The organism is Methylocapsa aurea (assembly GCF_000746085.1).
GTDB classification, from domain to species: domain Bacteria; phylum Pseudomonadota; class Alphaproteobacteria; order Rhizobiales; family Beijerinckiaceae; genus Methylocapsa; species Methylocapsa aurea.
On sequence record NZ_JQKO01000015.1, the window covers coordinates 61,697 to 83,875 of the forward strand.

Sequence of the window (22,179 nt, forward strand, 5' to 3'; positions counted from 1 at the left end):
ATGAACGCTGGTCGGCGATAGGTTGAAGTTTCTCGAGAGCGGACGTTCGGGAGGGTGGTTAAGCGTGAGCAACGCCGGTCTGCCTCCGATCGGAGAAATCGAAGCCAGGTCGGCGCGATAGGCCCCTCGCAGGCTAAACGACTGCTCCGGAGAGTCGGAAGCTGGTCTTGGAGCGACGAGGTTGGGTCGGAAACTGAAATTCAACCTAAAACACTACCGGAAACCCGATGCGCTCCCTCGACGACTTCGCTTCAAACAAACTCGCCGAGCTTGACCGCGCGAGCCTGCGCCGCACATTGGTCGAAAGCGCCCGCGAGGACGGTCTCTACATCGCGCGCGGCCGGCGGCGCCTTTTGTCGTTCTCCTGCAATGATTATCTGAACCTCAGCCATCATCCGGCGCTCAAGGCGGCGGCTTGCCAGGCGATCGCGCTCTATGGCGTCGGCGCCGGCGCTTCGCGGCTCGTCACCGGCAATCATCCCTTGCTCACCGAGCTCGAGTCCCGCCTTGCGCGGCTCAAGGGGACGCCGGCCTGTTGCGTTTTTGGTTCAGGCTATCTCGCCAATGCCGGGATCGTCCCGACCCTCGCCGGCTCTGGAGACCTCATTCTGATCGACGAACTTGCCCATGCCTGCCTTTGGGCCGGGGCGCAATTGTCGCCCGCCAAAACCCTGACCTTCCGCCATAATGACACAGCTCACGCCGAGGACTTGCTCGCCCGCGAGCGCGGCCAGTTTCGCCATGCCTTGCTTCTCACCGATGGGGTATTTTCCATGGATGGCGATCTTGCGCCCTTGCGCGATCTCGCCGCGCTTTGCGCCGCGTTCGACGTCTGGCTGATGGCCGATGACGCCCATGGCCTCGGCGTGATCGGCAATGGGCGCGGCTCGGCCTTCGCCGCGGGGCCCGAAGCGCTGGTTCCTTTGCAAATGGGCACGTTGTCCAAGGCGATTGGCGCCTATGGCGGCTATCTCTGCGCTTCGGCGCCAGTCATCGACCTGATGAAGACCCGCGCTCGCACGCTCGTTTATTCAACCGGCCTGCCACCGGCCATGGCGGGCGCCGCGATCGCGGCCTTGGACATCATCGAGAGCGACCCCGAACTGACCAAAAGGCCGCTCGCCAAGGCGCGCCTCTTCACCTCCCTGCTCGGCCTCCAAGAGGCGCAAAGCCCCATCGTTCCGCTCATTGTCGGCGCGCCGGAGGCAGCCTTGGAAGCCTCGCGCCGCTTGGAGGAAAAGGGCTTTCTCGTCACGCCGATCCGGCCGCCGACAGTTCCCGAAGGAACGGCCCGGCTGCGCTTCGCCTTCACCGCCGGCCATGCGGACGAAGACATTATTCGCCTTGCTGACGCGGTGCGGCGTTGCGCCGACCTCGCCCCCACGCGCCAAAGCGAAACGCCATGCCCGCGATCTTCATAACCGGGGCAGGAACGGATGTCGGCAAGACCTATGTCGCAGCGGGGCTCGTCCGTCTTTTGCGGCGGCGGGGACAGCCTGTCGACGCCTTGAAGCCGGTGGTCAGCGGCTTCAATCCGGGCTCCCCATCAGGCAGCGATCCCGCCATTCTCCTCGACGCGCTCGGGCGAGCCATGACGGAGGAGGAATTCGCGCGGATCTCGCCTTGGCGCTTTCGTGCGCCCCTGTCGCCGGATATGGCGGCGCAGGCGGAAGGCCGCGCGATCGCGTTCCAAGAATTGATCGATTTCTGCCAAGCGGCGATTGCGCGGACCGATGGCCTCTTGCTGATCGAAGGGGTCGGCGGACTCATGGTCCCGCTCGACGATCGCCATACCGTGCTGGACCTGATGGTGGGGCTTGGCCTTCCGCTGATCTTCGTCGGCGGCAGCTATCTTGGCGCGATCAGCCATATTCTGACCGGGCTCGACGCGCTGCTCCGCCGCAATCTCGACGTGCGCGCCATCGTGATCAGCGAGACCCCGGGCTCGAGCGTCGCCCTCGGCGCCATAGCGACGACACTCGCTCATTTCACGCAAGCGCCGCTGTTGACCTTGCCCCATCAATCGCCTGCGGCGCAGGGCGGCGAGGTTTTCGAGCAATTGGCCGAACTGCTGTAGAGACCGCGCGCCTCCAACCAATGGCATAAAACATGCCTAGGGAAAGAAGGCGCAGCGCCGCGCGGTTTGGCGTCAGGCCCAAGCATCATTTTCGAAAAGTGGCCCCGGTTTTCGGGATGATGCAGAATTAAAAATCCTAGAGCTTATTCCGAACAGATTGGTTCAATCTGTTCGGAATAAGCTCAGACACTTTAACACTGGAGCGGTTTCTGATCGATCAAATGACTCCATTCGATCGGAAAGCGCTCTAGGCAAGCGACGCCAACAGCAGTTTTTCACCGCGGTCCGGCGCCCCTGCCTGTGCGCCGGCCTCGGAGGTTTCTAAAGGAGACGGACGTGACGGAAACAGAACAAAAGCGCTCCATCGTCGTGGAAGCGGACATGCCCTATCCGGTGGAGAAAGTTTGGCGCGCCCTGACGGACTCGGAATGCATCGCCCTCTGGTTCATGAAGAACGATCTGGTGCCGGAATTCGGCCATAAATTCACCTTCCGCAGCCGCCCGATCGAGCGCTGGGATGGCGAGTTTCAATGTCAGGTCCTCGACGTCGAAGAACTGCAGAAAATCTCTTACACTTGGAAGGGCGGCCACCCTGAACTCAAAAGCTTCGGACGCTATATCGACACGATGGCCACCTGGACCATCGCGCCCAATGCGGACGGCGGCACGCATGTCCGATTCGATCACGATGGTTTCGACACCAGTGAAGAATCGAACGGTTGCTATGAGGCCATGAACAAAGGCGCTCAGAGCGTGGTGCGGACATTGAACAAGATGATTCCCGATTTTGACGAATAGCGGCGCCAGCGCCGCTAAGCTCCGTTACCCGGCCCCGCCGTTAAAGGGTTCGAGAACCCGATATTATGCTCGGGAATCAAGCCTAAAGAAATATAGGGCAGAAAGGCGCCAGCGTTTTACTGCATTTTCTTATAGACGGTTACGCCGCCTGTCTGCCGGTCCTGGAGGTCGAACTGGTTGGGGGTAAATTCCCGGAAGGTGATCGCATAACGCTTGCCGTCCTTCATATCGACCGTCACCATCCCGTCGATATTGGGCGTAAAGCTGCCTTCCTCCCATGCCCCCGACGCCGACGGAGAGGTCATGGCGATCGAGTTTCCGGTTCTAAAAACGATATGACGCGCATTATCTGTGGTTTGCTGCCATTCTCCGGTTGTCAAACGCGAATCCGTTTTTTCGCCGCCGCTCAACAGTAGAACGACGAATATAGCGATAATTGGGACCGCAACGACAATGACATTAACTATCTTGTTAATGTACGTTCCTTTGTCATCCTTTGATTGTATGGATACTGAGCTCACCAAGACCTCCTGACAATTGAGCGAATGCTATTTATGTGGATGGCCAACTTTCCCAGCGCAAGGGGTGCGGCAAATTGTCATGACGCCGCTCGCGCCCCTGCCCGTTTAGGGCCGCTGTCGAAGGCGTTGCGGACAGCGGCGAAGGCCCAGGCGACGCTGGGGATGAGAAACTAGAGCGCTTTCCGATCGAAGGGAGTCATTCGATCGATCAGAAATCGCTCCAGTGTTTAAGAGTCTGAGCATATTCTCGTCGAACAGATTGAACCAATCTGTTTGGAATATGCGCAAGGCGCGCGCCTGCCCGCCATAGGGACTCGATCGCTCGATGCCGGCGCAAAGCGCTCTTCAGCGCATGAGGATTCTTGGGCGCATAAGAAATTGGGCGCATAAGAAATAAGGTCTAGCCAAGACCACAAGGCGCGTCGCCGGCCGCAGGGTTATGGGACCCCTATCGCTCGGCCGGACGCGTCGATCCGCCTTGAAGCGGCGGCAACCAGTTTCTCAGGCGATCGCCAGCACTTTCTCAATTCGCGCGGCGGCGGCGCGCAGACGATTGCGCATATCGGCGAGATCCGCGCCGCCCGCCGTCACGCCAAGCTCGCGATCCTGATAGGATTGGAACACGACGATATCCCCATCGGCCTCTTCGGCCGCGTCGATCGCGGCGTTGATCTGCTGCGGATCGACGCTTCCATCAGTCGTAATGACGAGCACCGCAGCGGATTCGTCGTGCCACCGGAACGGGTTGAAACGATAGAGCATCTCATCGAAGGAGGAGATCAGCGCCGGCATGATGTCGCCCTTCACGCGCAGCATGATCGCCTGCCATTCGGGATCGGAGAAGCGGACTTTGTAATCGAGCAGCTTTGGCCCTTCGCCCGTCAGCATGATCTTGGCGCTGAGCGCGCCTTTGCACATTCTGCGTTCGGCTTTCATCTGCTCGACCGTCGGTATGAAAATCCGATCGACGATCTCTTGCTCGACCGCGGGCGTCACCGTCGGCGCGGGCGATAGGCAGCCGGGCGCGGAAGGCGGCGTCTCGCCATCCCAATTCGGCGTCGTCGACGTGAGCGGAAGCACGACATTGCCATCAGTGATGACGGAGAAGCCGACTTCATCGCCGGTCAGGAACTCCTCGACGATCACCTCATCGCCCGCCCGGGCCAGTCGCGCGGCGATCGCCGCCCCGGCCTCTTCCTTGGTCCGACAGATCGAGACTTTCGCGCCATCGACGCTGCGATCCGACTTGATGACCGCGGGCAGGCCCGTCTCGCTCAAATAGCGGCGAGCCGCATCCGGATCGGAGAATTTTGCGAAACGCGCGGTTGGGATCGCGTGGCGCTGGCAAAAATCCTTCGCAAAACCTTTCGAGACTTCGAGCTTGATCCCGCCCATATCCGGCCCAAAGGCCGGATAGCCATTGCGGTTCAACATGTCGACCAGGCCGTTCTCAATGGCCAGCAGAGAATCGACGATGACAAATTCGACTTCGTTATCATCGCAATAGCTCAAAATGGTTTGCAGCGCGCCCATCGAAATCGGCACGCATTCAGCGAGATTGGCGACGCCGCCGCTCCCCGGCGCACAATAAAGCTCATCGACGAGAGGCGATTCCACGAGCTTCCAGCACAACGCATGTTCGCGCGCGCCATCGCCTATCACCAAAACTCTCATTGCTCTCCCCTCAATCGGCAAGCCGGCCGCCATCCCCCATCTTCGAGGACCTGCGTTCGAGGGCATACATGAACCGGGCCACGGCATCACGCATTTTCCGCGTTGCTCCGCCGGACTTAGTCTGCGAGAGCCTTCTCGACCTTGGCTTTTTGGGCAGTGGGCGCAGGCGCCGCCTTCAAGGGCTTTCGCCGTCCGGCCCTGGCTTCATTGCTGGCGGCGGCGCTTTCAAGTTCGCTCCGCAGGTCCTCGAGTTCGGCCTTAGTTCTGGGCGAGGGCCGCTTCGGATCGCTTCCGATCGCCGGCTGGGGCTCGGGAGCCTCGCCGGAGCGGCGCGATTGGCGGACGAAGTCCTTCGCCTCTGGCACATCGGCCTTTAATCGCGACCGCAAAATGGTGTCGAGCGGCGAACCGCCTGTCTTTTGTCCGTCCTGCGCATGGAGGGCAGGCGCGGCGCAAAGCATGGCTCCCGCCAGCGCGAACCGGAGGACAACTCTGGCCCATTGCGGGCGAAATTGGATTCGTTTCATTCGGCCGCGCCAAGCCTTGGCATCATATCTCAGGTTTAATTGCCTATTTTCAGGATAAGAGATTATTGTGTCGGAAGCGGGACGCCTCTTTTGGGCGCCAGCTCGCCTGTGGCGTATCAGGGCGGCGGGACGGCGCCTCAGCCGATTGATTCAATGCATTTTGCTGGGCATTTTCCTGGAAAATGCGCTAAACTTCAATCGCCTTGAAAAATGGCGCGGCAAGCGCCTTCGCCGCGCGGATGGACAAGGTTCAGGCGATGAACAGATCAATAGCCCCGCTTCGAATGCGCGAGCGCGCCTGAAAATGGTTCTGTTACGTTGAATTCTTCAGGGCCAAAGCCCATCCTTCCCCCAGACCCTCCTTCGGAAATATCTAAAATAGGACAGTGGAAAAACCCATGAGCGCGAGAACGACCCAGCGCCTTGGTGCGAACGGAAGGCGCCGGAGCAAGACCCGCGCTGCCGCCAAGAACGAGAAAAAGCGGGCCGAAGCGACGTCATCGATAGGCAATGATGCGCAGGCGCTGGAAGCGGCGAACGAACCGCGCGAGGATTTGCCGGCTGATGGCGCGAGTGACTTGCCCACCAGTCATTCGCCCGCTAAGGAAACGTCTCCTAAGGAATTGCCCGCCAAAGAGCCGGCGGACAAAGCATTGCCGCCCGCCATCGCGAAAACCGCAAGCGAAACTAATGGAGCCGGCAAGCCGGATTTCGAGCGCCTCTCCTACAACATGGCGCGGTTGGTGGAACAAGGCGGCAAGGCGCTCGCCGCCTGCCTCAGGCCGCCCGAGGCCGGGGAGGTCAAGAGCGACCTTTCGGTGGAGGTCGCCGATGCGGTTCGCTCGCTTGGCCGCGTCGCCGAATATTGGCTGAACGATCCCGCCAAAAGCCTCGAAGCGCAATCCACCCTGGCGACCAATTTTCTCGCTCTTTGGGGGCATACTTTGCGGCGGCTTTCGGGCGGCTTCGAGGATCCGATCGTCCCCTATGACCCGACCGACAAAAGATTCGCCGCGCCGGAATGGCGGGAGAGTCCCTTCTTCGATTTTCTGCGACAGGCCCACGCCATAGGCTCGCATTGGGCGAACGACCTCGTCGATCGCACGGACGAGCTCGATCCCCATGTCCGCGACAAGGCGAAATTCTACCTGCGCCAGATTTCGAGCGCCCTTTCGCCTTCGAATTTTTTTGCGACCAATCCCGAGATCCTCAAGGAAACCTGGGCCACAAATGGCGACAATCTTGTCCGCGGCGCCTCTTTTTTGGCGCGCGACATCGAAGCCGGCAAAGGCATGCTCAAGATCAGCCGCGTCGATTCGTCGAAATTCGAAGTCGGCGTCAATCTCGCGACGACGCCCGGCAAGGTCATCTATCGCAACGATCTCATCGAATTGATCCAATATGCGCCGACGACCGATGCGGTCTACAAGCGGCCCTTGCTGATCATCCCGCCCTGGATCAACAAATTCTATATCCTTGATCTTAGCCCGGAAAAGAGCTTCGTGCGCTGGGCCGTCTCGCAAGGCCTCACGGTTTTCATCGTCTCCTGGGTCAATCCCGACGCGCGCCATCGCGACAAGGGCTTCGAAGATTATATGCGCGAAGGCATTCTCGCCGCGCTCGAGGCCATCGAACAGGCCACCGGCGAGAAGAAGGTGTCCGCGATCGGCTATTGCATCGGCGGAACCCTGCTCGCCATGACCCTCGCCTATATGGCGGAACTGGGCGATGACCGGATCGAAAGCGCCTCATTCTTCACGACTCAGACCGATTTCAGCCAAGCCGGCGATCTCAAGATCTTTGTCGACGAGGATCACCTCCGCGACTTGGAAAGCAAGATGGCGGCGACAGGCTATCTCGACGCGTCGGCCATGGAGGCTTCGTTCAATATGCTCCGGCCCGACGATCTCATCTGGTCCTATGTCGTCAATAATTACATGAAGGGCAAGGCGCCGCTCGCCTTCGATCTTCTGGCGTGGAACTCGGATTCGACGCGGATGCCGGCCGCCAATCATCTCGCCTATCTGCGCCACTGCTATCTCGAAAACCGGCTGGCGAAAGGCAAGGCGGTTTTCGGCGGCAAGACCCTTGATCTCGCCAAGATCACGCTGCCCGTCTATCATCTCGCGACGCGGGAGGATCACATCGCGCCAGCGCGTTCGGTTTTCATCGGCGCCAAATTATTTGGCGGCGACGTCCGCTACGTGCTCGCGGGATCGGGCCATATCGCCGGCGTCGTCAATCCGGTCAGCAAGCCAAAATATCAATATTGGCTTGGCGAGTCCCCGAGCGGCGCGTTCGAAGACTGGCTCATGACTGCGATCGAACACAAAGGTAGCTGGTGGGCCGACTGGATCGAATGGATCACGCGGCAATCGCCAGAAAAAGTCCCGGCGCGGCAGCCCGGAGACGGCGCGTTGGCTCCGATTTGCGATGCGCCCGGCGAATATGTGCGCATCCGCCACTGACGCCCTGGGCCGCCGCGCGATGCATGCGAACCCATTTTTGACCCCTTGGCTTTTTCAGCCAAAGGGTCTCCTTGTTCATTGAATTTGTCGAAGCACGCATAGAGCGGTTCGAGACGTCGCGCTGCTATTTACCGCAGGCTTTCTTGCACACGTTCAATTCATAGGTGCAATATTCGTCGGTGCTGCCGTCCTGATAGCACTGCTCTTTTGCCTTCGCGCATTTTTCAGTGCAATCGCCGGACTGAGCCGCCGCCCCGCTCGATTGCGCCTGAGCATAGGAGCCGTTGGCAAGACTGAGGCCGCCGGCCAACAAGAGACCAGCTGCAAGCATTTTCATCTGACGCCCTGACAGCAGCCGACCGAAGAGCCCGCGCGCATCGCGCGAACCGACATTGCTCGTTCCCCGTGAAATGACTTCCATCATGCGAATCCTCCTCTGCCGGTTTTTTGGATCTGGAAACTGCATCGGCACATAGCAGCTAACCCGTCGAAACCATATTGATGAAGGTTTTGCAACGAATTTATCCGGCGAACGGCCGTCATATTTCGTCGCACCATGCGCGAAAGCGCTTCGGGGCGAGGCGGCCAGCAACAGGAAACGCGATCGCCAATCTCTCTTCAAGACCGTTGACTTCAAGCGCTGCGCGCCAGCATCAAGTCCAGATTCTGCAGCGCCGCGCCGGAGGCGCCCTTGCCGAGATTGTCGAGCTTGGCGACGAGAACGGCGTGACGGCGCGTCTCGTTGAAGAAAACCCGCAGTTCGAGATCATTGGTCCCGTTGAGGGATTGCGGCTCGATCTTGCCTGACGCCTCCGCCGGCATGACGCGCACAAACCGGCTCGCGGCATAATGGGCGGCGAGCGCGGCTTGGAGATCGGCACCCTTGGGCCTCCCCGGCAAATCGTCAAGAAAAATCGGCGCGCTGACCAGCATGCCTTGGGCGAAATTGCCGACGGAGGGCGCGAAGATCGGGCGGCGCTCCAGACCGCCATAGCGCTGAATTTCAGCCAAATGCTTATGTTCAAGGCCGAGCGCATAGGCCTCGAAAGCGGGGGCGGCGCCGCGCTCATAGTCGGCGATCATCGCCTTGCCGCCGCCGGAATAGCCGGACACGGCGTTGATCGCCACCGGATGATCGGCCGACAGAAGGCCGGCGTCGACCAAAGGGCGCAGAAGCGCGATCGCTCCAGTCGCGTAGCAACCGGGATTGGACACGAGCCGCGCCGTCCTGATCGCCTCAGGCTGAGCGGGGCTGAGCTCAGGGAAGCCATAGGTCCATCCGTCGGCGACGCGATGCGCTGTCGACGCGTCGAGAATGCGCGGCGCCTTGTCGCCCAAACTCGCCGCGAGCGCGACCGTTTCGCGCGCCGCGTCATCAGGCAAACACAAAATGACGATGTCGACCGCCTCCAGCAGCGCTCTCTTGGCGCCGGCGTCCTTGCGCCGCTCCGGCGGCAAGCTCATGCGGAGGATTTCAGGGCGTCCGTCGAGACGCGCGCTGATGCCGAGCCCCGTCGTTCCGGCTTCGCCGTCGATGAAGATTTTCCCGGTGACGGCCATGGGACCCTCGAATGGCGGTTGAGTTTAAGAAAAAGGCGGCCAGTGGCCGCCTTGATCTTGAACCGGCGCGAAATGACGCGTCAACGTTTCGAGAACTGGAAGCTCCGGCGGGCTTTCTTCTTGCCGTATTTCTTGCGTTCGACGACGCGCGAGTCACGGGTCAGGAAACCTTCCTTCTTGAGCACGCCGCGCAGTTCCGGCTCGAAATTGACCAGCGCCTTGGACAGGCCGTGGCGCACCGCGCCAGCCTGCCCCGAGAGGCCGCCGCCTGCGACGGTGACCGTCAGATCATATTGATCGACGCGCTTGGCGACGCCGAGCGGCTGTTGGAGGATCATGCGCAGCACGGGGCGAGCGAAGTAAACTTCGAGCGCGCGCCCGTTCACCGTGACCTTGCCGGCGCCCGGCTTGATCCAAACCCGCGCCACCGCATCCTTGCGCTTGCCCGTGGCATAGGCGCGCCCTTGCGGATCGAGCTTTTGGACATATTGCGGCGCAGCCTCGGCCGGGGGCGTCGCGCCCTTCAGATCCTGAAGCGAAGATAAAGTTCCGGTCATTGTCAGACGAGCCTCGCGTTCTTGCGGTTGAGACTCGCCACATCGAGCGTCACCGGCTGCTGTGCTGCGTGAGGATGCTCCGCGCCCTTGTAAACGCGAAGATTGCCGAGCTGCTGGCGGCCGAGCGGCCCACGCGGAAGCATGCGCTCCACCGCCTTTTCGACGACGCGCTCAGGGAACCGGCCGTCGAGGATGAACTTGGCGGTCCGTTCCTTGATGCCGCCCGGATAGCCGGTATGGTGATAATAAACCTTCTGGTCGCGCTTGCGCCCGGTCAGAACCACCTTTTCGGCATTGATGACGATGATATTGTCGCCATCGTCCATATGCGGCGTGAAGGTCGGCTTATGCTTGCCGCGCAGCCGTAAGGCGATCAGCGTGGCGAGGCGGCCGACGACAAGCCCATTGGCGTCGATCACCACCCATTTTTTCTGAATATCCGCCGCCTTGGCGGAATAAGTCTTGCCGAACATGAAACGGCTCCATCGGTCATCGGCGCAAGGGGCGCCGTCGTCGCGCGGGCCTCGCCATTCGTCGGCGCTGGTTTTAGGCGCCCAATTGATGGAGGTCAAGGGCCTTAATTACAAAAGAACCAATCACTTGTACTATGCGGTATTATAATACCGTAAATCGGCGTCTCCAAGTTCTGGCCCCTCCCCAAGGATTCTCGCTGGCGTTGTCCGGCGATGCCCTATGAGATGGATTTCTCGCCTGAAACGACGCATGGATAAGCCGATGAGCGATGACGATCCCAAGACCTTGGTTTATCCCGACGCGTTCCTGCGCGATATTCTGACGCGGGTTAAAACCATCGCGCTGGTCGGCGCCTCCGCCAATCCAGCAAGGCCGTCGTTCGGCGTCTTCGCCTATCTATTGACCCAGGGCTATCATGTCATTGGCGTCAACCCAGCCCTTGTCGGACAGACCATCCATGGCGCGTCTTGCTTCAAGAGCCTCGCCGATGTTCCCGAACCCATCGACATGGTCGATATTTTCCGCAATTCCGACGCCGCCGGCGGAGTCGTCGACGAGGCGCTGGCGCTCGCGCCTCTTCCGTTGGCGATCTGGATGCAGATTGGCGTGCGCGACGACGCGGCCGCCGCAAGGGCCCAGGCGCTTGGCGTCAAAGTGGTGATGAACCGCTGCCCCAAGATCGAACATGGTCGCCTGTCGGTAGGCGATCATTAGAGCGGGATGCGTCCGAGATGACTCGCATTCCACACTCTAACTCTTTGTTTTTAACGCATGATGTTGGTCCAAAAAGTCTGCAGCTTTTCGGCGTCATGCTCTAGCCCGAAAGGGTCCCGCAACATGAGGAACAGCGCCGCTCCCGGCTTCTCCACGATGGCGATTCACGCCCGCCGCTTGTTGGGCCCAGGCATGATGAACCCGGTCAGCGCGCTTGAGGAAAGAATTGCCGCGCTCGAGGGCGGAGTCGCGGCGGTGGCGGCCGCGTCCGGGCGCGCGGCGCAATTGCTGGTCTTCCATATGCTCATGGCGCCCGGCGAGGACATTGTCGCCGCCAACAAGCTTGACGGAGGCTCGATAGGTCCGTTGAGCCATGCGTTCAAGAGTTTCGGTTGGGGGGTCACATCGGCCTCCCCCGACGACCCTTCGGCCTTCGCGGCGGCGATCGGTCCAAAAACCAAGGCAATCTTCATCGAATCGATCGCCCATCGGAGTGGCGCGATCGCCGATATAGAAGCCATCGCGCAAATAGCGAAAGCGGCGCGGATTCCACTTGTTGTCGATAATGCGCTGGCGACGCCCTACCTGATTCGTCCGATCGAGCATGGCGCCGACATCGTCGTGCATTCGTCGGCGAAACTTCTCGGCGGTCACGGCCATTGCGCGGGCGGCCTCGTCATCGACGGCGGCGGTTTCGACTGGCTGCAGGACCAGCGCTACCCGATGCTCGCGGCGCCGAGGCCGGAATATGACGGCATGGTGTTGGGCCAGGCTTTCGGCAACTTCAGCTTCGCGGTCGCCTGCCGGATGCTAGGGCTGCGCGATTTTGGCGCCGCGCTCTCGCCCTTCGACGCCTTCTTGACGCTCTCCGGCATCGAGACTCTGCCGTTGCGGATGCAGCGCCATTGCGAAAATGCGATGGCTGTCGCGGAATGCCTCGCCGGCCATCGCGCGGTTCGCTGGGTGGCCTATCCGGCGCTCCAGGGCGATCGCTATCACGAGCTCGCGCAAAAATATTGCCCCGATGGCGCAGGCGCGGTTGTCGCCTTCGGCCTGCGGAGCGGCGAGGCGGCCGGCGGCGCGCTGGTGCGGCGGCTGAACCTGTTCTCCCGTTGCGCGGAGGTCGGCGGCGCGCGCTCGCTCGCGGTCCATCTGGCCTCGACGACGCTGTCGCCCAGCGCTGTCCGGCTCTCGATCGGCATCGAGGACAAAAAGGACCTTATCGCCGATCTCGATCAGGCGCTGGCGACGTGAGAATTTAACGCGCCTGCGTCAGCGCTTGCGCATGGGCGACCGCCATCGCCAAGACGATCATCGCGAAAGCCTGATGCGCCAGCCCTGCCCAGAGCGGCACGACAAGGACAAGCGCCGCGATCCCTATGCCAGCTTGCGCCGCGATCAATCCAACCAGAGCCAGGGCGCGCCGCAGCGCCCGGCTCGCAGCCGCCGCGCGCCAAGTCCAGAAAGCCTGCGCCAAGGCGAAAACCAGAAGCGCATAGGCGAGCATCCGGTGCTGGAATTGCACCATCAATAGATTGTCGAGAAAATTGCGCCAGAGTGGCTCCAGCAGGGCGAGTTTTTCGAGCGGCGGCACAAAATATCCGTCAATCAGCGGCCACGTGTTGAAAGCCCGCCCCGCCCGCAGACCGGCGACGAGAGCGCCAAGCCCGATTTGCAGCAGCACCAGCAAGACGCCGGCGCCGGCGAACCATTTGAGGCCCGGCAAGATCGATTCATCGAGTTCGGCCGGACGCGTTTTTAGCGAAGCGGCAAGCCATACCAGTATGCCAAAGGTCAGCGAGGCAAGCAGCAGATGGATCGCCAGCCGCTCCTGAGCGACTTCGATGCGGCCGGCAAGCCCGGATTCGACCATCCACCAGCCGACAAAGCCTTGCAGCCCGCCAAGCGCCAGCAGGCCAAGGAGCTTTGATTTCATCCCCAAAGGAAGAAGCCCCTTCGCCCAGAAATAGATCAGGGGCAGAAGGGTGGCGAGGCCGATCAGGCGACCCAGAAGCCGATGGCTCCATTCCCAGAAGAAGATGACCTTGAAGCCGCTAAGATCCATATTTGGAAAAACCGCGGAATATTGCGGAATTTTTTTGTAATTTTCGAATTCCGCCAGCCAATCCGCCTCGCTCAAAGGGGGAATGACGCCCGACAACGGCTTCCATTGGGTGATGGAAAGACCCGATTCGGTCAGCCTCGTCGCGCCGCCGACGACGACCATCAAAAACACGAGCGCGGCGAGGCTCCACAGCCAGATCGCCACGGCGCGATTGGCTTTTCGGGCGTGAGCCGACGGCGCCGCGCCATGCGCGGCCGGATCATAGAGCGGCCCGAACATGCTGTGACCTCAAAAGCATTGATGATTGATCGAAGCGCGGACATAAGGCCATGATGGCCGAAATGTCCATGCGCGGCATGCCGCAATCCGAACAAGGAGAAGACATGCCCCGCCGGACCCGCAAATTCATCGGCGCGGTTGTGATGGTCGGATTCGTGCTGGTCTATGCGCTGATCGCCATGGCTTTGGCGCAAGCGCGCCCGATCCAGAACGCCTCCGCGCTTATTCAGGGGATTTTCTATGCCGCGCTCGGCATCGCCTGGATCCTGCCATTGATGCCCTTGATCAAATGGATGGAAAAGCCCGACCCTTGATGGCGACGGCGCTCAGGCCGCGTCCTGGCCTAAGCTCAAGCGTGATGGCGCAGGCAGTCCAATGACGAGGACTTCCTGCGCGCCGCATTCGATCAACTCGGTCCTGGCCGCGCCAGCGGCGCTTTCGCGCGGCGGCGGCGCCGAAAGCACGACGAAATCCGCTTTGGCGGCGAGGGTCTTGGCCATGTCGTCCTGATCGAATGGGGGAGCGATCAGGAGGATGAAGTCATAGGTCCGCGCTAAAGTCTCGACGACTCCAGCGAATTCTTGCAAGTCGATCGCCGCCTCGGCCGGGGCGGGAACGAAATGAAGCCGGGAGGCGGGGTCGCGGCGAATGACCTCGGCGAAGGAGGCTCGTCCGGAGAGAAGATCGCTCAAGTTCAGTTCGCCGGAAGCAAAAGCCGCCTCCGGCCTCGGCGCATCCGCCGGGCGCCGCCAGAAATCGGGCGCATTCGCTTTGTCGAGGCCAATGACGATCGAGCGCCCTTCTTGTCCAAGAAGACGTCCAAGCGCCCGCATCGTCTGCGGCGCGGCGCCTGCGGCGGAAAGACTCGTGACCACGATGCGCGCGCCTTGCGCAGCGGCGCGGCGAGCCGACAAGATTCGCTCGGCGATGTCCGACACCGCCTCCGCCTGATCGGCCTCGGCGCGGCTCGCCGCCTCAAATGTCCGCGATTGCTGCTCTTGCTGATCTTGCTTCGCCTCGTCTTTAAGTCGGGCGAAAACCGGCATCCGCCCGAGCGCGCGCGGCTGCTCCACCGGCGCTTCGACCAGAGCGGATGCGCCGGCGCGCTGGAACGCGCGCGCGCCAAAGGCGGCGAAAACCGTGACAAAAGCCGCCGCCGCTCCAAAGGCAAGGAGCAAGGACTTGTCTGGAAACAGCGCCAGCCCGGGCGCCATCGCGCGCGAGACGATGCGCGCATCGGGCTCGCCGTCGCCAGCAAGATTTGCGGCCGAACGCATCTCCAAATAGAGATCGGCGATCTTGTTGGCGGCTTTTGCCGCAAGGTCGCTATCTTCGGACTGGAACGCGATGGTGACGATCCGCGCGTTTGGCGGCGCGCTGACGCTCAGGCGCTCTTCGTAGGATTTCAAAATCCGTTCGTCCAAGCTCGTGCGCGCCGGGTCGCGCATGAGCCCCAGAAAAACGAGCGTGCGCGGGACAATCCCCAGGCCGTCGGCCAGGGGATCAAATTCGGGCCATGCCGCCATGCCGAGCTCTTTGATGGCGCGGCGCGCGAGATCGCGAGAAGCGACGAGCTGCGCCTGGCCCTTGACGGCGGCGCGTTCCCCGGCGTAGCTGTCGAAATTGGCCGGGCTCGACTTGGCGCTGATAAAAACCTGCGCTTCGGCCCGATATTTTGGGGTCGCCAGCATCAGAAAGGCGCCAATTAGAAACAGGACCGACAGCGTGACGGCGATCAGCCGCCATCGCAAGGCCGCGAGCGCCTCGCGCATCGCGCCGAAATCGCGTTCTGAGGAGCGCTCCCTTCGCGGCTCGTCCCAGTCCCGCCAGTCCATTGCAGACTCCCGAATCCTAACGTGGCTATTAGACGACGTTAAGGTTTCGGTTAGGTTAACGGCGGGCGCGCAGCCTTTGGCGATCGCGGCAAGCGCTGGACCGAATTCAGTTCAGCTTCGAATCAGTCCAGCTTTGGCTTGGCGCATGTCTCTTGAAGCATGTCTTTGCTTCATGCGAAGAAGCGCTAAAGGCTAGGCTCCCCGAGCCCGGCGATCCTGGTCGCCGCGCGCAAGGTATTTTCCATCAGCATCGCAATCGTCATCGGACCAACGCCGCCGGGGACCGGCGTGATCGCGGCGGCGCGATCGAGCGCCTCGGTGAAAGCCACGTCGCCGACGAGCCGGGTTTTGGGGTGGCCCGACGCATCCTGGCCTTCGCCCGCCACGCGGTTGATGCCGACGTCGATCACCAAGGCGCCGGGCTTGATCCAGGCGCCGCGAATCATTTCCGGACGGCCGACCGCCGCGATGAGAATATCGGCCCGGGCGACCGTCGCCGGAAGATCGCGCGTGCGCGAATGGGCGATGGTCACGGTCGCGTTGCGGCCAAGCAGCAATTGGGCGATCGGCTTTCCGACCAGATTGGAGCGGCCGACGACGACCGCTTCGCTGCCGGACAGATCCACGCCGAGCGCCTTAGCGGCCTTGTCCAAGAGGACCATGCTGCCGGCGGGCGTGCAAGGTATCAGCGCGCGCGAAAGATCGCCGATCGCGAGCAGGCCGGAATTGACGGGGTGGAGGCCATCGACATCCTTCGATGGAGAAATCGCCTCGATGACGCGGGTCGGATCCAGCCGCCCGGGCAAGGGCAATTGCAGAAGAATGCCGTGGATCGCTTGATCGGCATTCAGCTTTTGAATGAGGGCGAGCAGTTCCGCCTCGCTCGTCGTCGCGGCGAGATCATATTGCACTGAATGAAAGCCGCAGGCGACGGCGGCCTTGCCCTTGGACTTGACGTAAACCTGGCTCGCCGGGTCCTCGCCGACGAGGATGACGGCGAGACCGGGCTTCAAGCCCTGTGCGGCAAGACCGCGCGCGGCTTCCGAGATCTTCGCCACCACCTCTTCGGAAGCCCGTTTGCCGTCGATCAGAACGGCCCTGCTGCCCGAGGGGCGCAAGACGCCTTGTTCATTGGGATGCGTCGTCGGGTCGGTCTGCGCGAGAGCCATTCGGAGTCCTTTGAAGTTCCAGGTGAGGATAGCGGACTATTTGTCAGAGTTCGAGCGCTCTGCCAAGTCGGCTTCGACGCAAGCGTTCCGTCCTCCAAGAATGCGGTCTATCGCGGCGAACATCACGCCCAATCCGAAGAAGGCTGCGAGGAAGACCATCGCGTTGATCGAAACTCCGCCATAGCCAAGCGTAGCGACATCGACAAAGGGATAAGGATAAATGCCGAAGACCGCGCCGCGCAGCAGGATATAAAAGAAGTAGAGGAGCGGATAGATCAACCACACCACCGGATCAATCCAGCGCAATGTCCCCTTTGGCAGAAAAATAAGCCAGTACAGCGGGTAGAGAAGCGGAATCGCGTCGTGCAAGAGCCGATCAGCGACCAATTGCAACCCTTGGGGATCCCATAGGCCACGAAGAAGAAGAGCATAGACCACGCCAACGATGACAATATAGTTTGCCAGCGCGGACTTCACGCTCGGCCTCAATAAAAATTGATCGGTTTGTGGCCGCACAAGCGAAATCGTGAGCAGGAGGGCCACGAGCATATTGGTCTGGATGGTGAAGAAACTGAAATAATGGATGAGGCCGCCGACAACCGAAGCATTTTTTATAAGAGCCTCCTGTATGTCGAAGCCCATTTGAACGGTCAAGGCAAACCATCCCAGCATTGCGAGGGCGGCGGCGCAGATGCGATTGATGTTGAGTGTGCTTGAAACTTTGACAGCAGTCTTTACGTCAGAAAAGCCATACATAATGACCCTCCGCGATTGAGTTCACATTTGTTTCAAAGATGTTTCAAAGGAGAAATGGTTCCGTGAAATCAAAAAGCCATGGCCAACCGCCAAATCTAACGCGATCGTGCGCGACCGGGCCAAAGCAGCTTGGATTCAGACAGAGATGCTCTACGCGGCCGGCGCGATTTCCAGAAAATGGGCCCAATTGAGGAAAAGAGGCGTCCAAGGATCGCCCGATGTGCCAAAGCTCACACTTATTGGCCCGATGAATCGGCAGGATCAAATCCGCCAGAGCGTTAAGCGATCGGATGGACTCATCTGATCGAAAGCCGGCGCCCAGATTCAAAGGATTGGCGTTCCGCCTCCCGCACGCCCCAAGCCCGAACGCACAAGGAGACACTATGAAGCCCCTCTCGATCGCCGCCGCGCTTTCATGCCTTTCCGGCGCGGCCTTCGCCGGTCCGGCGGGGGAGTGGCGCATCGCCGACGGGACGGCGCATGTGGCGATCGAGAACTGCGGCGGCAATCTTTGCGGCCATGTGTCCTGGTCGAAGGGCCAAGGAGATAGAGACCTGGGAAATTTAGTCGGCAGGCCGGTGATCATCGGCATGAAGCCGCATGGCGGCGTCTGGACCGGTTCAATCGTCAACGCCAGGGACGGCCAGAAATATGTCGGGCGGATTTCGCTCCACGGCGAGCGGACTCTCAAGGTGGAAGGGTGCGTCGCCGGCGGCCTGATCTGCGGCGGTCAGGAATGGTCGCGCCTGAAATAAGGCTTTCGGGTCGCGGGCGGATGGCGTTTGCCAGCCAAGCAGGCGGCGGCCCCCTTAAAAAATACCGCATTCCCTACGGTCGAAGTTGCACTCCCCCTCGACTCACTCAAAAAAGGCGGCGCTTTCGCATTGCTCTCCGCCGTCTTCACTTGCCGGCGGCGACGAAAAACGCGCTACTGCTCTGGCCGCGAATATGACAGTTTATGATCTGGCCGCGCAATCCGCGCGAGGCGAATGGAGCCGGCCCTGGTGACGTCTCCCATAGGTCCGTTTCGACGGCGCAGTCTTTTCGGCAAATATGTCGCCTCCTTTGTCGGGCTGGTGGTGTTCGTGCTGACGATCAGCAGCGCGGTCGACATATGGATCACCTACCGCGACACCAAGGCCATGATCCTGCGCGGCCAGAGCGAGAAAGCCGAGGCGGCGGCGCGGAGGGTCGAGCAGTTCATCGCCGAGATCGAACGGCAGATCAGCTGGGCGACGCGCGCCAGCGCCGTCTCCCTCGACCAACGCCGGAACGATTATGGCCTGATCCTCGAACATACGCCGGGCATCGCCGAAATCACCCAAATCAGCAGCGACGGAAAGGAATTGATCAGCGTCACGCGCGACAATGTCTCCCTCGGCGATGGCGATGACTGGACCCTGACGGAAGCCTTCCGAGAGGCGCAGCAGGACGCGGCGTGGTTCGGCCCCGTCAAATCCTCCTCGAGCGGGCCGCGCATGCAGGTCGCGATGGTGCATGCGGGCAAGAAAGCCGGCGTCACGGTCGCCGACATCGAGCTCAAGTTTCTGTCGGATATCCTGAACGGCATTCAGGCGGGCGCTGGCGTTTCGGCCTATATGACGACGGCGGATGGAATGCTCATCGCGCATACCGACAGCAGTCTCGTGCCGCGAAATCTCGACATGTCGAACTTGCCGCAAGTGGCGGCGTTCAAGAACAACGGAGCGCCGATCGACATCGGCAAAGACCTCGAGGCGCACACCGTCCTCACCTCGGCGGCGTCAAGCCCGCGCATGAACTGGCTGCTGTTCGTCGAACAGCCGCACGCGCAGGCGCTTGGGCCGGTCTTCGACCTCCTCCTGCGCCTCAGCTGGCTGTTTGGCCTCGGCCTGGTTCTCTGCGTTGGCGCCGGGATGCTGCTCGCCCGGAGAATGACCGTGCCAATCCGCGCCGTGCAGGCCGGCGCCTCGCGCCTCGCCGCCGGCGACTTCAACCAGGAAATCAAGGTCCATACCGGCGATGAGATCGAGATCCTGGCCGATGAATTCAATCACATGGCGGGGCAATTGCGCGAGTTCTACGCGCGGCTTGAACAAAAGGTCGAGGATCGAACCCGCGATCTCGCCCAATCCGTGCGCGAACTGAAGGCGCTGGAGGAAGTCGGCCGGGCCCTGGCCGCCTCGCTCGAACTCAACGAAGTCCTAGCAACAATCCTGACGCGGGCGGTCGAACTCGCCGAAGCCGATGGCGGCGCTATTTATAGCTTTGATCGCGAGCGCAACTGTTTCCACCTCGCCGAAGCGCATGGACTCGATCCTTCTTTCGTCAGCGCGCTGCGCGAAGTCAAGCTGACCCGCCTGGAAGGCCTGCTCGGCGAAGTCGCGCAACATGGCAGGGCGGTGCAGATCCCCGAAATCAAGGAGGTCGATGGATTTCCGTTGAAGGCCGCGACGCTGGCCGCCGGCTTCCGATCCGCGCTGGTTGTTCCGCTCATCGGGTCAGATGGCGTTCTCGGCGCGCTCCTTGTGGAGAGCCGCGCCCCAGGGCGCTTCGCCGCCAATAAGATCGGATTGATGCAAACTTTCGCGCATCAATCCGTCCTCGCCATGCATAATGCGCGGCTGTTCCGGCAGGTCGAGGAAAATGGCAGGCAACTCGCCATCGCCAGCGAGCATCAATCGCGATTCTTCGCCAATATGAGCCACGAATTGCGCACGCCGCTCAACGCGATCCTGGGCTACGCCGAACTCTTGCAAGACGGCCTCTATGGCGACATACCCGAGCGCGCGCGGCAGGTTCTCGAACGCGTGCAGAGCAATGGCGCGCATCTTCTCGGCCTCATCAACGACGTGCTCGATCTCTCCAAGCTCGAGGCAGGCGAGCTATCATTGGTCCTCGACGAATATTCGATGCGCAATGTCATCGAACAGGTGATCGCCACGACCTATGCGCTCGCCCATGCGAAAAATCTTGTCATCAAACAAGACATCGGCGAGCCGCTTCCGCTCGGACGCGGCGACGAGCGGCGCTTGACGCAAGTGCTTTTGAACATCATCAGCAATGCGATCAAATTCACCGACGCTGGCGGCGTGACGGTTTGCGCCCGCGCAATCGGCGAGCAGTTCGAACTTACCATCGAAGACACCGGTCCCGGCATCGCGCCGGAAGATCAGGCGCGCATATTCGAAGCCTTCCAGCAAGGCGACGATACAAGCACCCGGCAGAAGGGCGGCACCGGGCTTGGCCTGTCGATCAGCAAACGCTTCATAGAAATGCATGGCGGCTCGATTAAGGTCGCCTCGGCGCCGGGCGCTGGATCGATCTTCTCCATCGTTCTTCCGATCCGCGTCGATCAGCAAAAGGCCGCCGCATGAGCAAGCGCATTTTTTTCGTCGAGGATGCCTTTGACAACCCGCAGATCCTCCGCGACCTTCTGGCCAATGCCGGATTCGAACTGCTTCAGGCGACCGACGGCGATGCGGGCGTGTGTGGCGAAGCTTTGAGCACCCGCGCGATCCTCGCCCGGATTCGCGAACATCTTTCATGAAACAAGGGTGAAGCGTTTGCACAGTCCGCCGCGCATCCTGGCCGTCGACGACGTTCCGGAAAATCTCGAAATCGTCACCATGCGGCTCGCGGCGCATGGCTACGACGTCGTCACCGCGGCCGATGGCGAGGAAGGCCTCGCCAAGGCGCGCGCGCTCCAGCCTGATCTCATTCTTCTCGACATCATGATGCCCAAACTCGATGGCGTCTCCGTCCTGAAGGAGTTGAAGCGCGATGAGAGCCTCGGCTTCATCCCGGTGATCCTGCTCACCGCCAGGGCGGATCGGACCGACATCGTCGCGGGCCTTGACGCCGGCGCCGACGACTACCTGACCAAGCCTTTCGATCAGAGCGCCCTCGTCGCGCGGGTGCGCTCGATGCTGCGGATCAAGGCGCTGCACGACACCGTTCAGGACCAGGCCGCCAAGCTTGCCGAGCAGACAAGGGAGATGGCCGCGTGGAACGCGATGCTTGAAAAGCGGGTGGCCGAGCAAGTCGGCGAGATCGAGCGGATCAGCCGTCTCAAGCGTTTCTTATCGCCGCAGATCGCCGATCTCGTCGCCGCCAGCGGCCAATCCGAAAACCTTCTCGAAAGCCACCGGCGCGAAATCACGGTGCTGTTCTGCGACCTTCGCGGCTTCACCGCCTTCACCGAAATCGCCGAGCCCGAGGAGGTCATGAAGGTATTGAACGAATATCATCAGACCTTGGGCAGCCACATAGACCGCTATGAAGGGACGCTCGAACGTTTCGCCGGCGATGGGCTCCTGACCTTGTTCAACGATCCGCTGCCCTGCCCCGACCATGCCGAACGCGCGATCAGGATGGCGCTGGACATGCGGGAAAGCATCGCTCAGCTTGCCCAGATTTGGCGCAAGCGCGGGCATGAATTGGGTTTTGGAATCGGCGTCGCGCTCGGCTATGCAACCTTGGGCCGGATCGGCTTCGAGCGGCGCTTCGATTATTCCGCTGTCGGCAGCGTCACCAATCTCGCCTCCCGCCTCTGCGATGAAGCCAAGTCCGGTCAGATCCTCGTCGAGGCGAAGGCCTTCAACGCCGTCGAGGGCTTGTTCGAAACGCGCCCGCTGGCGCCAATCAGCTTGAAAGGATTCCGGCGGCCGGTCGAGGCATATGAGATTCTCGGCCTCTCCGCCCATCCTTCTTAAAATAGGAACAG

At 61.2% G+C, this 22,179-nt stretch carries 22 protein-coding genes; 11 read left to right on the forward strand and 11 right to left on the reverse strand.

Features of this window, described 5'->3' with window-relative positions:
* Nucleotides 1-227: 227 nt before the first annotated feature.
* From DL86_RS11685 to DL86_RS11695, 3 genes are all read left to right on the forward strand, one after another.
* A complete protein-coding gene (locus tag DL86_RS11685) occupies nucleotides 228-1,421 on the forward strand; it encodes an aminotransferase class I/II-fold pyridoxal phosphate-dependent enzyme (protein WP_036261565.1) in 1,194 nt (397 codons plus the stop codon).
* A complete protein-coding gene (gene bioD / locus DL86_RS11690; protein ID WP_036261568.1) occupies nucleotides 1,403-2,077 on the forward strand; it encodes a dethiobiotin synthase in 675 nt (224 codons plus the stop codon). The genes DL86_RS11685 and bioD overlap by 19 nt, the downstream gene beginning before the upstream one ends.
* Nucleotides 2,078-2,413: 336 nt before the next feature.
* Nucleotides 2,414-2,875 (forward strand): SRPBCC family protein, encoded by a 462-nt coding sequence (locus DL86_RS11695; protein ID WP_036261571.1) that lies wholly within the window; start codon nucleotides 2,414-2,416, stop codon nucleotides 2,873-2,875.
* Between the two features lie 116 nt (nucleotides 2,876-2,991).
* On the opposite strand, the gene DL86_RS19835 is transcribed toward DL86_RS11695, so the two are convergent.
* From DL86_RS19835 to DL86_RS11710, 3 genes are all read right to left on the reverse strand, one after another.
* Complete coding sequence (locus DL86_RS19835; protein WP_156964608.1) at nucleotides 2,992-3,180, reverse strand: hypothetical protein; 189 nt, start codon at nucleotides 3,178-3,180, stop codon at nucleotides 2,992-2,994.
* A gap of 717 nt (nucleotides 3,181-3,897) precedes the next feature.
* Nucleotides 3,898-5,070 carry a phosphoribosylamine--glycine ligase gene (locus DL86_RS11705; protein WP_036261576.1) on the reverse strand — a complete coding sequence of 391 codons (1,173 nt, stop codon included), beginning with the start codon at nucleotides 5,068-5,070 and terminating at the stop codon, nucleotides 3,898-3,900.
* Between the two features lie 116 nt (nucleotides 5,071-5,186).
* Nucleotides 5,187-5,597: a hypothetical protein gene (locus tag DL86_RS11710; RefSeq protein WP_036261577.1), complete on the reverse strand. Its 411-nt coding sequence runs from the start codon at nucleotides 5,595-5,597 to the stop codon at nucleotides 5,187-5,189.
* A 398-nt stretch (nucleotides 5,598-5,995) separates the two neighbouring features.
* On the opposite strand from DL86_RS11710, the gene DL86_RS11720 reads away from it, so the two are divergent.
* Nucleotides 5,996-8,065, forward strand: coding sequence for a PHA/PHB synthase family protein (locus DL86_RS11720; protein WP_084572871.1), 2,070 nt, complete (start codon nucleotides 5,996-5,998; stop codon nucleotides 8,063-8,065).
* A gap of 124 nt (nucleotides 8,066-8,189) precedes the next feature.
* Here DL86_RS11720 and DL86_RS20345 read toward each other — a convergent pair whose 3' ends face one another.
* The 4 genes from DL86_RS20345 to rplM all read right to left on the reverse strand — a co-directional run bounded on the left by DL86_RS20345 (nucleotide 8,190) and on the right by rplM (nucleotide 10,655).
* Entirely contained in the window at nucleotides 8,190-8,657 is a 468-nt protein-coding gene (locus DL86_RS20345) for a hypothetical protein (protein WP_156964609.1), read from the reverse strand.
* Between the two features lie 41 nt (nucleotides 8,658-8,698).
* On the reverse strand, nucleotides 8,699-9,625 hold the full coding sequence (gene argC / locus DL86_RS11730; RefSeq protein ID WP_036261586.1) for an N-acetyl-gamma-glutamyl-phosphate reductase: 927 nt from the start codon (nucleotides 9,623-9,625) through the stop codon (nucleotides 8,699-8,701).
* A gap of 80 nt (nucleotides 9,626-9,705) precedes the next feature.
* Nucleotides 9,706-10,182: a 30S ribosomal protein S9 gene (gene rpsI, locus DL86_RS11735; RefSeq protein ID WP_036261588.1), complete on the reverse strand. Its 477-nt coding sequence runs from the start codon at nucleotides 10,180-10,182 to the stop codon at nucleotides 9,706-9,708.
* 2 nt (nucleotides 10,183-10,184) lie between these two features.
* On the reverse strand, nucleotides 10,185-10,655 hold the full coding sequence (rplM, locus tag DL86_RS11740; RefSeq protein ID WP_036261655.1) for a 50S ribosomal protein L13: 471 nt from the start codon (nucleotides 10,653-10,655) through the stop codon (nucleotides 10,185-10,187).
* Nucleotides 10,656-10,917: 262 nt separating this feature from the next.
* Between rplM and DL86_RS11745 the strand changes: the two genes are divergently transcribed.
* Nucleotides 10,918-11,370, forward strand: coding sequence for a CoA-binding protein (locus DL86_RS11745; protein ID WP_036261657.1), 453 nt, complete (start codon nucleotides 10,918-10,920; stop codon nucleotides 11,368-11,370).
* Between the two features lie 156 nt (nucleotides 11,371-11,526).
* Nucleotides 11,527-12,624 (forward strand): aminotransferase class V-fold PLP-dependent enzyme, encoded by a 1,098-nt coding sequence (locus tag DL86_RS11750; RefSeq protein WP_051953261.1) that lies wholly within the window; start codon nucleotides 11,527-11,529, stop codon nucleotides 12,622-12,624.
* A gap of 4 nt (nucleotides 12,625-12,628) precedes the next feature.
* Here the strand turns inward: DL86_RS11750 and DL86_RS11755 are convergent, their stop codons facing one another.
* Complete coding sequence (locus DL86_RS11755) at nucleotides 12,629-13,714, reverse strand: COX15/CtaA family protein (protein ID WP_036261591.1); 1,086 nt, start codon at nucleotides 13,712-13,714, stop codon at nucleotides 12,629-12,631.
* Between the two features lie 104 nt (nucleotides 13,715-13,818).
* Between DL86_RS11755 and DL86_RS11760 the strand changes: the two genes are divergently transcribed.
* Entirely contained in the window at nucleotides 13,819-14,028 is a 210-nt protein-coding gene (locus DL86_RS11760; RefSeq protein ID WP_036261660.1) for a DUF2842 domain-containing protein, read from the forward strand.
* A 12-nt stretch (nucleotides 14,029-14,040) separates the two neighbouring features.
* On the opposite strand, the gene DL86_RS11765 is transcribed toward DL86_RS11760, so the two are convergent.
* The 3 genes from DL86_RS11765 to DL86_RS11775 form a co-directional block, all read right to left on the reverse strand.
* Entirely contained in the window at nucleotides 14,041-15,549 is a 1,509-nt protein-coding gene (locus DL86_RS11765; RefSeq protein WP_036261594.1) for a Wzz/FepE/Etk N-terminal domain-containing protein, read from the reverse strand.
* Nucleotides 15,550-15,734: 185 nt separating this feature from the next.
* Nucleotides 15,735-16,718, reverse strand: a complete 984-nt coding sequence (locus DL86_RS11770) for a bifunctional 5,10-methylenetetrahydrofolate dehydrogenase/5,10-methenyltetrahydrofolate cyclohydrolase (protein ID WP_084572873.1) — start codon at nucleotides 16,716-16,718, stop codon at nucleotides 15,735-15,737.
* Nucleotides 16,719-16,754: 36 nt separating this feature from the next.
* Nucleotides 16,755-17,474 carry a Pr6Pr family membrane protein gene (locus DL86_RS11775; protein ID WP_202899198.1) on the reverse strand — a complete coding sequence of 240 codons (720 nt, stop codon included), beginning with the start codon at nucleotides 17,472-17,474 and terminating at the stop codon, nucleotides 16,755-16,757.
* A gap of 383 nt (nucleotides 17,475-17,857) precedes the next feature.
* Here DL86_RS11775 and DL86_RS11780 point away from each other — a divergent pair, with 383 nt between their 5' ends.
* The 4 genes from DL86_RS11780 to DL86_RS20710 all read left to right on the forward strand — a co-directional run bounded on the left by DL86_RS11780 (nucleotide 17,858) and on the right by DL86_RS20710 (nucleotide 22,168).
* Entirely contained in the window at nucleotides 17,858-18,229 is a 372-nt protein-coding gene (locus DL86_RS11780) for a DUF2147 domain-containing protein (protein WP_036261596.1), read from the forward strand.
* Between the two features lie 249 nt (nucleotides 18,230-18,478).
* A complete protein-coding gene (locus DL86_RS11785; RefSeq protein ID WP_245276348.1) occupies nucleotides 18,479-20,830 on the forward strand; it encodes a sensor histidine kinase in 2,352 nt (783 codons plus the stop codon).
* Nucleotides 20,827-21,003, forward strand: coding sequence for a response regulator (locus tag DL86_RS19845; protein WP_156964610.1), 177 nt, complete (start codon nucleotides 20,827-20,829; stop codon nucleotides 21,001-21,003). Before DL86_RS11785 ends, DL86_RS19845 begins: the two co-directional genes overlap by 4 nt.
* Before the next feature lie 7 nt (nucleotides 21,004-21,010).
* The gene (locus DL86_RS20710; RefSeq protein ID WP_280948994.1) at nucleotides 21,011-22,168 is read left to right on the forward strand and encodes an adenylate/guanylate cyclase domain-containing protein; all 1,158 of its coding nucleotides are present in this window, start codon (nucleotides 21,011-21,013) and stop codon (nucleotides 22,166-22,168) included.
* The last annotated feature ends 11 nt before the right edge of the window (nucleotides 22,169-22,179 follow it).